The 13,558-nt window shown below is 69.0% G+C and carries 9 protein-coding genes; 3 read left to right on the forward strand and 6 right to left on the reverse strand.

All coding sequences use genetic code 11. The annotated features are described in order from the left end of the window. Positions 1–42: 42 nt before the first annotated feature. From AC1DZQ_RS05030 to AC1DZQ_RS05050, 5 genes are all read right to left on the reverse strand, one after another. Entirely contained in the window at positions 43–1,872 is a 1,830-nt protein-coding gene (locus tag AC1DZQ_RS05030; protein WP_476962473.1) for an ABC-F family ATP-binding cassette domain-containing protein, read from the reverse strand. A gap of 72 nt (positions 1,873–1,944) precedes the next feature. Then, complete coding sequence (locus AC1DZQ_RS05035; protein ID WP_476962474.1) at positions 1,945–2,907, reverse strand: 4-(cytidine 5'-diphospho)-2-C-methyl-D-erythritol kinase; 963 nt, start codon at positions 2,905–2,907, stop codon at positions 1,945–1,947. 81 nt (positions 2,908–2,988) lie between these two features. Then, positions 2,989–3,828 carry a 16S rRNA (adenine(1518)-N(6)/adenine(1519)-N(6))-dimethyltransferase RsmA gene (rsmA, locus tag AC1DZQ_RS05040; protein WP_476962611.1) on the reverse strand — a complete coding sequence of 280 codons (840 nt, stop codon included), beginning with the start codon at positions 3,826–3,828 and terminating at the stop codon, positions 2,989–2,991. A 214-nt stretch (positions 3,829–4,042) separates the two neighbouring features. After that, positions 4,043–5,188 (reverse strand): transglycosylase family protein, encoded by a 1,146-nt coding sequence (locus tag AC1DZQ_RS05045; protein WP_476962612.1) that lies wholly within the window; start codon positions 5,186–5,188, stop codon positions 4,043–4,045. A gap of 303 nt (positions 5,189–5,491) precedes the next feature. Then, positions 5,492–6,379, reverse strand: coding sequence for a TatD family hydrolase (locus tag AC1DZQ_RS05050; protein WP_476962475.1), 888 nt, complete (start codon positions 6,377–6,379; stop codon positions 5,492–5,494). 177 nt (positions 6,380–6,556) lie between these two features. Here AC1DZQ_RS05050 and AC1DZQ_RS05055 point away from each other — a divergent pair, with 177 nt between their 5' ends. From AC1DZQ_RS05055 to AC1DZQ_RS05065, 3 genes are read left to right on the forward strand one after another with little or no spacing between them, the layout of a single operon-like run. Next, positions 6,557–7,702, forward strand: coding sequence for an AAA family ATPase (locus AC1DZQ_RS05055; RefSeq protein ID WP_476962476.1), 1,146 nt, complete (start codon positions 6,557–6,559; stop codon positions 7,700–7,702). Between the two features lie 14 nt (positions 7,703–7,716). Beyond that, positions 7,717–9,261, forward strand: a complete 1,545-nt coding sequence (locus AC1DZQ_RS05060; RefSeq protein ID WP_476962477.1) for a DUF58 domain-containing protein — start codon at positions 7,717–7,719, stop codon at positions 9,259–9,261. Then, positions 9,258–11,786, forward strand: coding sequence for a transglutaminase TgpA family protein (locus AC1DZQ_RS05065; protein WP_476962478.1), 2,529 nt, complete (start codon positions 9,258–9,260; stop codon positions 11,784–11,786). The genes AC1DZQ_RS05060 and AC1DZQ_RS05065 overlap by 4 nt, the downstream gene beginning before the upstream one ends. A gap of 9 nt (positions 11,787–11,795) precedes the next feature. Here the strand turns inward: AC1DZQ_RS05065 and AC1DZQ_RS05070 are convergent, their stop codons facing one another. After that, positions 11,796–13,295 carry an NAD-dependent succinate-semialdehyde dehydrogenase gene (locus AC1DZQ_RS05070; protein WP_476962479.1) on the reverse strand — a complete coding sequence of 500 codons (1,500 nt, stop codon included), beginning with the start codon at positions 13,293–13,295 and terminating at the stop codon, positions 11,796–11,798. Positions 13,296–13,558 lie beyond the last annotated feature (263 nt).

A 13,558-nucleotide genomic window follows, 5' to 3' on the forward strand; every position in this document is an offset into this window, starting at 1 on the left:
GGTGCCTGAACACACTGGGCATGTCCCGGGTAGGCCAGGAGGCTACTCCCCCAGCACTTCCAGGGCCTCGAGCCATTCGAGTTCGAGGGCTTCGCGTTCCCCGGCGAGTTCCTGGAGTTTCGCGTTGAGCCCGGCGAGCTGGTCGAACTTGCTGGCATCCCCGGCCCCGGCTGTCATCTGGGCGTGGATCTTGTCTTCCTGCTGCTTGAGTTTGCCCAGCTGGCGATCGATCCGGTTCTTGGCCTTGCGGGCGTCGCGCTTTTCGGCCTCCGAAGGACCGGCGACGGCGGGCGCGGAGCCTCCGCCGGCCGAGGTGACGGGGTTCCCGCCGCCGGTGATCGTGGAGCCGGCCAGCGCCCCTTCCCGCAGTTCAAGGTACTGGTCCACGCCGCGCGGCAGGGCGCGGATCTTGCCGTCGCCAAGGAGCGCCATCTGGTGGTCCGTGACGCGCTCGAGCAGATACCGGTCGTGGCTGACCACAACGAGCGTGCCGGGCCAGCCGTCGAGCACATCTTCGACGGCGGCGAGGGTATCGGTGTCGAGGTCGTTGGTCGGTTCGTCAAGCATCAGCACGTTCGGCTCCCCCACGAGCAGGCGCAGGAGCTGCAGCCGCCGGCGTTCGCCACCGGAGAGGTCCTTGACCGGGGTCCACTGCTTCTCGTTGGTGAAGCCAAGCTGCTCCACGAGCTGGCCGGCGGTGAATTCCTTGCCGCCGACGTTGAAGGAGCGCTTTTCCCGCTCGATCACTTCGATCACGCGCAGGTCCGAGACGTCGTCGAGTTCCTTGACCTCCTGGGTCAGGACCGCGGTGACCACCGTCTTGCCGCGCTTGACCTTCCCGGAGCTGGGCTGGATCTCGCCGTTGAGGAGCTTCAGCAGGGTGGTCTTGCCGGCACCGTTGACGCCCACGAGGCCCAGCCGTTCACCGGGAGCAAGGCGCAGCGTGATGTTGTCGAAGAGCTTCTGCCCGGCGTCGCCCCCGAGGAAGTCCAGTGAGACGTGCTCGAGGTCCAGGACGTCCTTGCCGAGCCGGGCGGTGGCCATCTTGCTCAGCGCCGTCGAGTCGCGCGGCTCGGGGACGTCGGCGATCAGGGCGTTTGCCGCCTCGATCCGGAACTTGGGCTTGGCCGTGCGGGCCGGGGCGCCGCGCCGGAGCCAGGCGAGCTCCTTCTTCACCAGCTGCTGGCGTTTGCTCTCCACCACGGAAGCGGAGCGGTCACGTTCGGCGCGGGCCAGCACATAGGCGGCGTAGCCGCCGTCGAACGGGTCCATGATGCCGTCGTGGATTTCCCAGGTCGTGGTGCAGACTTCATCGAGGAACCAGCGGTCGTGGGTGACCACGAGGAAGGCGCCCTGGTTGGCCCGCCAGCGGGTCTTCAGGTGCCGGGACAGCCACGCRACGCCCTCGACGTCGAGGTGGTTGGTGGGCTCGTCGAGCATGATGACGTCGTGGTCCTCGATCAGCAGCTTGGCCAGCGCCACACGCCGCTTCTGCCCGCCGGAGAGCGCATGGACGTTGGCGTGCCAGTCGACGTCGGACACGAGGCCGCCCATGACTTCGCGGATCTGGGGATTGCGGGCCCACTCGTAGTCGGCCTGGTCCCCCACGATCGCGGCGCCGACGGTGAGGTCGCCGTCGAGCACGTCGCTCTGGTCCAGGTAGCCGATGTTGACCTCGCTGCGCTTGGTCACCCGGCCGCTGTCCGGGGTGGAACGCATGGCCAGCAGCCGCATGAGGGTCGACTTGCCGTCACCGTTGCGGCCCACCATGCCGATCCGGTCGCCCTCTTCAAGGCCGAGGGTAATGCCGTTGAGGACGGTACGGGTTGCATACGAGACAGTGAGGTTCTCGCCGCCGAGCAGGTGTGCCACTGGGAACTGCTTTCTTAGGTGTATCGGTGAAGTGATGCTGTGAAGTCATGAGATGCGGTGCGTCAAAAGCTCCTAAAGGAGCGTATCGGAGATGATGCGGGCCCCGTGCACCGGGCCGTGCACCGCCATGGCGTCGAAGCTGTGATGGCGGAGCTCTTCGGCGAGTCCGGCGGCCGCGGCCGGGCTGTGCGCGAGGAACGCGACAGTGGGTCCGGAGCCGGAGACGATGCCTGCGATCGCGCCGCAGGCCTCGCCACGGCCCAGAGTCTCGCGCAGGCCCGGGGCCAGTTCGATCGAGGCGCGCTGGAGGTCGTTGACCAGGACGCGGCTCAGGGCGTCGGCGTCGCCGCTGCGCAGTGCCGTGAGCACGCCGGGATCCACGGCGTCGGGTTCGTCCACCGCCACGCCCTCGGCCGCGCGCAGACGGTCCAGGGTGCGGTAGACCTCCGGGGTGGGCAGGCCGAAGTCCGCGGCGACCAGGACCCAGTCCGTCTGGGCCTTGACCAGGGCCGGCGAGAGGTCATCGCCCAGGCCCAGTCCGACGGCGGTGCCGCCCAGCAGCGCGAAGGGAACGTCGGCGCCGAGCTCGGCGGCCAGGTGGGCCAGCTCATCGCGGGACAGCCCGCTGTTCCACAACGCGTCGCAGGCCAGCAGGGTTGCGGCGGCGTCGGCCGACCCGCCGCCCATGCCGCCCGCCACAGGGACCCGTTTGGTGATCTCCAGGTGGACCCCGGTGGAGTGTTCCGAGACGTCAGCCATGATGGCTGCGGCCTTGTACGCCAGGTTGCGGTGATCGAGCGGAATGTCCACCCCATCAAGGTCCACGGTGCTCGCATCGCTGATGCTGACGGTGATCTCGCCGGTATCGGTGCTGGTGGCGGCAATTTCTTCGTAGAGCGAGACAGCCAGGTAGACGCTGGCCACGGAGTGGTAGCCGTCCGGCCGCAGCGGTCCGACGTCCAGTGAGACGTTAACCTTGCCTGGAGCTTTCACTCGGACAGTCCTCGCGGCAAAGCGCCCTCTCACTGCGTTCATGGCTCCACGCTATGGCATCGAGGCCCGGGCTCCAAGCACGCAACAGCTCCCATGGGAACCCACAAGGAGCTCATAAGGAACTCAGGAGTCGGGCTGCCCGTGGGCTTCGGCGATTCTGGCGAACGCCGCGATGTCGATCACTTCACCGCGGGCGGTGGGGTCGACGCCGGCAGCCCGCAGGCAGCGTTCGGCCTCGGCGGCACTGCCGGCCCAGCCGGCCAGCGCTGCCCGGAGCGTCTTGCGGCGCTGCGCGAAGGCGGCGTCAATCACGGCGAAGACCTGCTCCCGGGTAGCAGTCGTGACGGGGGGCTCCCGGCGCGTGAAAGCGACGAGTCCGGAATGGATCTTGGGCGCGGGCCAGAAGACGTTCATGCCGATCACGCCGGCCTTGCGCATGCTGCTGTACCAGGCGGCCTTGACCGAGGGCACGCCGTAGGTCTTGGAACCGGGGCCGGCCGCGAGGCGGTCGGCGACTTCATCCTGGACCATGACCAGGCCGTGCTGCAGGCTCGGGAAGTGCTGCAGGAGGTGCAGCACCACGGGAACGGCGACGTTGTAGGGAAGATTCGCCACGAGCGCGGTCGGCTCGACGGGAAGTTCGGTGACCCTCATGGCGTCGGCCAGGACGAGGTGGAAATTCCCGGCGGCGTGCGGCCGCCACGCTGCGACCGTGGCCGGCAGGCGCCCGGCGAGGACCGGATCGATTTCGACGGCGACGACGCTGCGGGCGGCGTCCAGCAGGCCAAGCGTCAGCGACCCGAGTCCGGGACCGACTTCCAGGACGGTTTCATCGGCCCGGATGTCGGCGGTGTTCACGATCCGCCGGATGGTGTTGCCGTCGATGACGAAGTTCTGGCCGAGGGTCTTCGTGGGCCGCATGCCGATTTCCTCTGCCAGCCGGCGGATATCGGAGGCACCCATCAGCGGTGCGGGCGCCGCTCCGGGCAGGCTTTCGGGGGCGGAGGGGCTCGGTTCAGTCACCTAGGTATCCTATCCCGGCGCCGGTACGCCGCAGGCCGGGTCCGGAGGGAATCCGGACCCGGCCTGCGGTCCCCTGGCTGTGGTCAGCAGCCGCGGGAGTCGGGCGGTTCAGTGGCAGGCGGTCAGCCGCCGGCCTGGCCTACTGGTCTGGCGGCTAGCTGGAGGCGGCCCAGCCGCAACCCCAAGGCTGCAGGCCGCGCTGGGCGTAGACGCGGTTGGCGACGGCGATCTGCTGGGCCTTGGTGGCCGCAGCGGCGTTCGGGGCGTAGGCGCCGCCGCCGGAGCTGAGCCAGGTCCCAACATCGAACTGCAGGCCACCGTAGTAGCCGTTGCCGGTGTTGGTGGACCAGTTGCCGCCGGATTCGCACTGGGCGATCTTGTCCCACATGCCCTGGTTCATCATGGCGGGGGCGGCTGCACCGGTGTTGGCGGCGGGCTCGGGCTTTTCCTTGGTGCCGACAGTCACCTTTTCGGTGACGGGCTGGGCGCTGACGGTCTCGGACACCAGGGTCCGGGAGGCTTCGCGGCCGTCCACGAGGACCAGTTTGAAGCTCTTGCTGGCGGTGCCGGCGACGCCGGCCTGGGTGACCTTCTTCTCACCCTTGAACATGTCCGCGCTCTCGGTGGTGAGTGTTTCGAAGGCGATGGGCTCGGTGGTTTTGGCGGTCTTGCTGACGTCGACGCGGGAGACCTTGATCACCATGTCATTGACCACGGGAGCGTTCCCGGGCTGGGAGACGCGGTCGCTGGCCCCGAGCTTGAGCCCGGCGTCCTCCAGCACCTTGGCCACTGTGGCCGCCGTCGTGGTGGTCGCGGCTGCCTTGCCGTCCGCAACGACGCTCACCTTTTTCGGCGTCGAGATGGCAACGAAGGAGCCGGAGACGGCGAGCTGGGCGTCCTTGGGCACGGAGACCTGCGAGGCACTGGCCACACCGAGTTCGGTCACGAGGCCTGCGACGGTGGGCGAGGTGGTGGAGATGGTCCGTTCGGCGCCGTCCAGGCTGACCTTGACGGCCTTGGCGAGGTTGACGTTGATCACTGACCCGTCCTGCACATGGGCGTCAACCGAAGGAGACACCTTGTCGGATGGCTGCAGTTCAACCTTGGCACCCTTGACGACTTCCCCGACAGTTCCGCCGAAGGACTGGACGGAGCTGACTTTGCCATCCACGTTGAGTGTGATCGTCTTGTTGTTGCCGACGAAGGCCACGAGGCCCAGCACAAGTGCCACCAGCACTACGAGCTGCGTGCCAACCTTGACGAAGCTGAACTTGCCGTCCGATGTGAAGAACTTGACCACAATTGCCCGAATCTCTTGGACCTTCCGGGCACGGGGAAAAGTGCACGAAACCACATCCGCGAGCGCGCCAACGGCGGCTCCGGACAGCGTCCGGAGCGTCACGAAACATGCGTGCACTGCCTCACCCAAAACGAGAGCGCGCACGTGGTTCGTTTGCCACAATGCACGCCCTGCTGGAGTGAAATTATCCGTAGGCCTTCCCCGACCCCGGCTAATAGTTGACCACTGTAATCGAAGCGTTATAAATGAACCAAGAATTTGTGCATACCCGGTATCTATTCCGGGAGGCTGGATGAGGGCGGTTCAGTCCCAGGATCCGTACGCCCGCACCGTATTTGCGGCGATCTGCGCGCACAGCCCGGAAAGCTCGGACCCAGTCACATCGGCCATGGCCCGCACCGTATACGGAACCATGTAGCTTGCGTTCGGCCGGCCGCGATGCGGGTGCGGGGTGAGGAAGGGCGCGTCGGTCTCGACCAGGATCCGGCTCGGCTCCGCGATGGCCAGCGCTGCCCGCAGGTCCGCCGCGTTCTTGAAGGTCACCGTTCCGGCAAAGGACATATACCAGCCCTCCGCGTTGCAGGTCCGGGCGAGGTCCTCGCCGCCGGAGAAACAGTGGAAGACCACCCGCTCCGGGGCCCCCTCTTCGCGCAGGACCTGGACGACGTCGTCGTGGGCGTCGCGGTCGTGGATTTGGAGTGTCAGTCCAAGCCGTTTGGCGATATCGATATGGCGGCGGAACGAATAGCGCTGGTGGGCCAGCCCCTCCCCCTCGGTCCGGAAGAAGTCGAGGCCGGTCTCACCGATCGCCCGGATCCTCGGATGGGCGGCGAGCGCCTCGATCTCAGCCAGGGCCTCCTCCAGGCCGCCACGCCGGGCGTAGCCGGGGGCATCGTTGGGGTGGAGGGCAACGGCGCCCAGGAGCCGCGAATCGAGGTCGACCGCCTTGACCGTAAACCGGGACGATTCGAGGTCGCAGCCAACCTGCACCGCGCCTTGGACGCCCACCGCCGCGGCGGCATCGAGGGCGTCCTTCACGCCGACCTCGAGCTCCGCGTCGGGAAAGTCCAAATGCGTGTGGTTGTCCATGACCGGCACGGGAAGCGGCTCGGGTGCGGGCGGATACCCGCTGCGTCCGGTACCGTCGTTTCCAGGCGACCGGAACGGGACGGGGGTGAGGGGATTGAGCATTCATCCACCCTAACCGGCGCCCAAAAATCCCCGGAACGCTCTGTCAGGGCCGGCGGTTGTGTTAGTAGTCTGTTAATACTCTGTTATTTCCCCGTTAGGAAACAGGCGAACGCCGCTGCGGGGCCCGGCGGCCGCGGGCGGTCAGTTCCGGGACCCACCAGGGCTGAAAGGCTGCCGATGGATTACCACCGCACTTCCCTAGACGACATCCTCCCCGAAGGACAGAGCCTCCCGGGCCGCCCCGGCATGGACCCCAACGGAGCCGGACACCGCTCCTCGCCGGCCATGGACGCGGACGCCTTCCACTCAGCCAGCACCCGGATCCTGACGGCGATCAATACGGTCATCGACGGCAAGGCCGAAGCGGCCAAGCTGGCGCTCACCGTCCTCCTCGCCCAGGGCCACCTGCTCCTGGAAGACGTCCCGGGGGTGGGCAAGACGTTGCTGGCCAAGACCCTGGCCCGCACCATCGACTGTTCCGTCAGCCGGATCCAGTTCACTCCGGACCTGCTCCCGTCCGACGTCACGGGCGTGTCCATTTACAACCAGGCGACCCGGACCTTCGAGTTCCGGCACGGCGCGGTGTTCGCCAATATCGTCATCGGGGACGAAATCAACCGCGCCTCGGCCAAGACCCAATCAGCCCTGCTGGAGTGCATGGAGGAGCACCAGGTCACGGTGGACGGCACGTCCTACCGGCTGGATGAGCCGTTCATGGTGGTGGCGACGCAGAACCCCATTGAGATGGAGGGCACGTACCCGCTGCCGGAAGCGCAGCGGGACCGTTTCATGGCCCGGATTTCCATGGGCTACCCCGACCGCGAGTCCGAGATGGAGATGCTCGAAACCCACCAGGCATCCTCTCCGCTGGCCCGCGTGACGGCAGTGGTCACCGCGGCGGAAGTGGCCGCCATGATCGCCACGGTGCAGCAGGTCTATGTGTCCCGTTCCATCAAGGAATACACGGTGGCCCTGGGACGGGCCACGCGGGAAAGCGGGCTTCTCCGGCTCGGCGCCAGTCCGCGGTCCATGCTGCAGCTGCTGCGTGCGGCGAAGGCCACGGCCGCGCTGGAGGGCCGGGACTTCGTGCTGCCGGACGACGTCGTCAGCGTCGCCGAGGAGGTGCTCGCCCACCGGATCATCCTCGACCGCAAGGCGGCCAGCGCGGGTGAGACGCCGCAAAGCGTCATCCGGGCCATCATCGCCAAGATTCCCGTCACCCCGGAGGTGACGGCTTCAACCAACGGAACCGGCCGCCCTGGCCGGAAGAATGCCTCGGTCATCGCAGCCGCGCCCTCACCCAAACTGCCGAATCCGCGCTAGGGAATGGTCCCGCCGTGGCGTTGAGGGATCGGTTCCCCGGACACTTCTTCAGCACCCGCGGCTGGGGCCTGCTCGGCGCGGGTGCGCTGTCCCTGCTGGCCGCGCAGATCATGGGGCGCCGGGACCTGCTGGCGCTGGCCGTACTGCTGCTGGTGCTGCCCGTGCTGGCCCTGGCCGGAACCCGGGTCCTGAAGCCGAGGTTCCAGGTCTACCGCGAATTCAGCCCGTCGCCGGTCGAAACGTCCGCGCGCACTACGGTGCGGCTGGCCGTCGCGCGGACCGGGGCCGGGGCAGGGCACGCGGTCATGGAGGAACACCTGCCGGCCCGGTTCGGCGAATCCCCCGTCTTCCGGTTCCCGGCACGTGCGGCCGCCGGCGGCACCAGCCGCTATGAGTACCACCTCCGCTCGGCCAGGCGCGGACAGTTCCTGATCGGGCCCGTCACGGCAGAGTTCAGCGACCCTTTCGGGCTGTCCTTCCACCGCCACGCGATCGACGACGGCGACCTCCTCACCGTGACGCCGGCCGCCGTGGAGCTCCCGGAGACGGGGCTGGCCGGTGCCCGCGGACACGACGGCGTCACGCCCACGCGGGCCCGGGCCAATCCCAGCGACGACGACGTCATGACCCGCGAATACCGCCACGGGGATCCGCTGCGCCGGGTGCACTGGGCCGCGACCGCCCGCCACGGATCCCTCATGGTGCGGCAGGAGGAATCCGTCACGACCCCCGAGGCGACCATCATCCTGGATCAGCGGGTCTCGGCCTACCCCCACGGCGTGTTCGGCCACAGTGCCCATGCCTCCGGCGCCCACCCTGGGCATGGGGAGGGGGACGGCCATGAGCTGCTGACCTGCGATGCCTTCGAATGGGCTGTCACGGCGGCGATGTCGATCGGGGCGCACCTCGCGGAACGCAACTACACGCTGCGGTTCCTGGACACCGCGGGCGCGCCCGCCTTCCGGAATTCGCCGTCCGCTCCCGATCCGGAGGCCGAGGAATACACCGGAACGGCCGGACTGCAGTCCATCGCCGAAAGCCTGGCCGCCATCGAACTTTCCGGCCCGCACCACAGCCACCTCCACACCCATCCGCGCCGTGACCGCGCCCCGGGGCCCCGCCCCCAGCCCCGCCCGCAGGAGGCCAAGGCGGGAACCACCGCCGGAACCTCCACGCCGGGTGGATTCCGCGCCGGGGCCGTTTCGGGCACCGGGAATGCCCCGCAGGCCTTCGACGACGCCCTGATGGACAAACTTTCCGCCCACCGGCTGCGGGGACCGGTCCTGGCGGTCCTGGGCAGCCTGTCCCCGGCCGAGGCCCGGGCGCTGTCCCCGGCCGCCGGGTTCGGCGCGAACGCCTTCGCGCTGCTGGTCACGGACCATGCCCTGGATTCCGGCGAAGTACCCGAGGTGCTGGAGGCGCTGCGGCTGGGCGGATGGCGGGCCGTGGCGGTATCCGCCCAGAGCTCGCTGCCGGACGCCTGGGCAGCCTTCGACCAGGCGGACCCGGCGATGTCCGCCGCGGCCGACGTCCGCCGCGGCGTGGGGGGCCGGCCATGACGCTCGCCCCGCAGCGCAGCTCCGGAGCCGGCACCGGCACGGCCGGCACAGAAGAACCAACAGTCCTCTCCCCCGGCGCGGCGTCCCGGCCGGACGGACCCGGCGCCCAGCCCTGGGTGATGGCGACCGCAATCGCGGTGGCAGTCGCTGGCGCGGCCCTCGGATTCAACGGCGTTCTGCGCGGGTGGGCCTGGTACTCACCGGTGTTCAGCACCGTCCTCTCCGTTGCGTTCTCCATGGCCGTGCTCCGGTCCCTGCGAGTCCGGCCCTGGCTCGTGGCTGCCGGCGGCCTGGCGGCGCTGATCGTGGCCGTGACCTTCATTTTCTTCCGGCAGCACAGCATTGCCGGGTTCATCCCGTCCCCGGAGACCATGAACTACCTGGGAAAGTTCCTCCGGCGGGCCAGCGAAACGGTCCTGGCCGAGAGCACCCCGGTGGCTCCCAACGCCGGCATAGTCATGTTGATCTGCACGGTCCTCGGGCTGTTGGTGATCCTCATCGACGCCCTGGCGTTCCCGCTGGCGCTGCCGGCCACGAGCGGGCTGGGGATCCTGGCAATCCTCGTGGTGCCGGCCATGGTCAAGCCGCAAAGCGTCGGGGTACTGGGATTCGTGGGCGCCACCGTCGGGTACCTGTTAATCCTCGGGTGCAGCCATTGGTACACGCCGGATGCCCGCACCCTGGCCGACACCGCCCGCAACCCCGGGCAACTCCGGCGCGGCACGATCACGGCCGTCGCGGCGCTGACCCTTACGCTGGTGCTGCAGTTGGTCATCCCGGGTTTCGACCAGGGCACGTTCCCGCAGGGCTCGCGGCTGAACCCGTTCGGCGGCGCCACCGGCCTGAATCCGATGATCAGCCTGGGCAACAGCCTGCGCAGCCCCTCCGGCGAGGGCCGGATCACGTTCGCCACGAACGCGCCGACGACGCCCTACCTGCGTTCGGTGACCGTGGACAACTTTGACGGCGATGCCTGGTCACCCGATGACCGGGAATCCACCCGGCGACAGGGGACCGGCAGGATCGAGCCCGGGCATGAGACCGCCGCGACCGAGCTCCGCGTGATTACGGCCGTCAACACCGGCCAGTACACGAGCCCATACCTGCCCGCGCCGTATGCGCCGGAAGCTGTCAACGGCCTCTCAGGGCGCTGGAACTGGGATCCTGCCACGCTGAGCATCAAGGGGGTGGACACAAATTCCCGCGACCAGCAGTACGTCGTCACATCCGTCACTCCCCAGCTCACGGCAACGCTGCTGGCGGGGGCTTCCGGGCCCGTGCGCGATGTCCCCGAGCAGTTCCTCCGGGAGCCTTCGAATGTTCCGGAGGTTGTGCGCAGCACGGCCAAAACCGTGACGGCGGGTGCCAACTCGCCCTATTCGCGGGCCATGGCGATCCAGAGGTATCTGCGCTCCACCGAGTTCAGCTACTCCCTGCAGTCCCCCGTGCAGGGCGGCTACGACGGCAACGGCCTGTCCGTGCTGGCGGACTTCCTGACCCAGAAGAGCGGCTACTGCATTCATTTCGCCTCCGCCATGGCCGTGATGGCCAGGTTGGAGGGCATCCCGAGCAGGATCGCCGTGGGCTACGCGCCGGGGCGCCTCACCGGGGCCACAGTGGCGGTCTCGGGCCAGGGTCCGCTTCCGGAGTTCGAGGTCGATGCCCGGGACGCCCATGCCTGGCCGGAACTCTACTTCCAGGGCGTCGGCTGGGTCGCGTTTGAGCCGACGCCATCCCGCGGCGTCGTTCCGGCGTATGCCACGGATGCCTCCGTGCCCAGCGGTGCCAGCACCAACGATCGCAACGACGCCCTGACCCCAGGTGACGGCTCCACCCAGGCACCGGTCCCCGTCCCCGGCACGGTCCCGCTGCCCGGAACGGGCACGCCGGCGGCCGGCGGCGCGCAGACGGCACAGGCGCTGTACGGTGTTGCCGCGGTGCTGCTGCTGGCGCTGCTGGTGGCCTCCCCGCGGCTGGTGCGCCGCGGGGAGCGGCGCCGAAGGCTGAGGACGGGGGCCCGCGGCCATCCCGGCGCCGCGGCCGGGACGGCGCTGCCGGCCTGGGCGGAACTGCGGGATCTGGCCACGGACTACGGGGTGGCGCCCGGAGCGAGCGAGACGCCGCGGCATTTCTCCGAGCGGTTGCGTGCCTCGGCGGCCTTGGGGGGACCCGGCGGCGCGGACGGGCCCGGCCAGCAGGCCGTGGCCGCCCTGACCGAGGACTTTGAACGCGAGCAGTACGGCCGCCCGGGCGGCGCCGCCGGTCCGGGGCAGAACGCGGACTCCGCGGCTCCGGCCGACCCCGCCGCCAGGATCGCCCTCGTGCAGGCCTCGCTGCGGGCCAACGCGGGGTTCCTGGTCCGGCTGCGCGCGGCCTGGCTGCCGCCGTCGGTGATGTCCGGCTGGCGGCGGGCCCTCCAGCTGCCCCGCGGGATCCTCTCCCGGACAGCACAACGCACCCGGCGGGGGTTCGCGGGATCCTGGGGGAAGATCCGCAACTCCGTCCGCCGGGTGCGCCGCGGCTAGCTTTTCTGGCTAGCCGGCGTAGGGGTCGGCGATGCCGATGTACTGGGTGTAGAGGTATTCCTCGATGCCCTCCAGGCCGCCTTCGCGGCCCAGGCCGGACTGCTTGACGCCGCCGAAGGGGGCGGCCGCGTTGGAGACCACGCCCGCGTTCAGGCCCAGCATGCCGGTCTCGAGCCGTTCGCCCATCCGGATGCCCCGGTTCAGGTCCCGGGTGAAGACGTAGGCCACCAGCCCGTACTCGGTGTTGTTCGCGAGCCGGACGGCCTCGTCCTCGGTGTCGAAGGTGATGATCGGGGCGACGGGTCCGAAGATTTCCTCGGACAGGATCCGGCTGCCCTCGCTCACGCCGGTGAGGATCGTGGGCTTGTAGAAATAGCCCGGGCCCTCGACGGCGGAACCGCCGGTGACGGCGACCGCGCCGGAGTTCACCGCGTCCGTGACGAGTTCGTGGACCTTGTCCCGGCTCTTGGCATCGATCAGCGGGCCCACCTTGGACTCGGCCTCGGTGCCCCGGGCCGTGGTCATGTCCGCCATCTTCGCGGCGAACTTCTCCGCGAACTCGGCCGCGACGGACTCGTGCACGATGAACCGGTTCGCCGCGGTGCAGGCCTCGCCCATGTTCCGCAGCTTCGCCAGCATTGCCCCGGCGACGGCGGCGTCGATGTCGGCGTCGCCGAACACCACGAACGGGGCGTTCCCGCCAAGCTCCATCGAGGTCCGCAGCACCGTCTCGGACGCATCCGACAGCAGCCGCCGGCCGACCTCGGTGGAGCCGGTGAAGGAGAGTTTGCGCAGGCGCTGGTCCTTGATCAGCGGCCCGGTGGTCGCGCCGGCCGTGGACGTCGGGATGACGTTCAGGACACCGGCGGGCAGGCCGGCCTCGACCATCACGGCGGCGAACAGCTGCGAGGTCAGCGGGGTCAGGTTCGCAGACTTGAGCACCATGGTGCAGCCCGCGGCGACGGCGGGGGCGATCTTGCGGGTGGCCATGGCCAGCGGGAAGTTCCACGGCGTGATCAGCAGGCACGGGCCCACTGGCTTCTTGGTCACCAGCAGCCGGGACTTGCCGTCCGGGGAGACCGAATAGCGGCCGAAGGCGCGGACGGCTTCCTCGGAGAACCAGCGCAGGAACTCAGCGCCGTAGGTGACCTCGCCGCGGGCCTCGGCCAGCGGTTTGCCCATCTCCAGGGTCATCAGCAGCGCGAAGTCCTCGGCACGCTCGGTCACGAGCTCGAAGGCGCGGCGCAGGATCTCGCCGCGTTCCCGGGCCGGGACCTTGGCCCAGGACTCCTGCGCGGCAGCGGCCGCGTCCAGGGCCGCCTTGCCGTCCTCGGGGCCGGCGTCGGCAATGCTGAGCAGGACCTTCCCGGTGGCGGGGTCCTCGACGTCGAAGGTCTTCCCGGACGCGGCCGGACGCCACTCGCCGTTGATCAGCAGGCCCGTCGGAACGGACGCCAGCAGGGCGCTCTCGCGCTCCGCGGAAACAATAGGCTGGGCAGTTACAGTCACAATGACTCCCTCGTCAGCAATTCGGTTGGCCCTAGTTTGTTGGCACTAGTTTGTTGGAATTAGTTTTTGGTGCAGGCGCTCGTTCCCGCAGGCAGGCACGGGCGTCTGGATTACTGCCACGGTACTGCCGCGCTCACGGGCAAGTCTATGCATGGGCGCACTACCCGATCCAGAATATGCTGTGCAGCTGCACAACCGCTCCGTGCGACCCGTGGGGTCCGGTTCCAGCCGGCCGGTGAGGGCCTGGCGGCGAGCGGAATCCC

This window comes from Arthrobacter sp. P1_C12_2, from assembly GCF_056406415.1.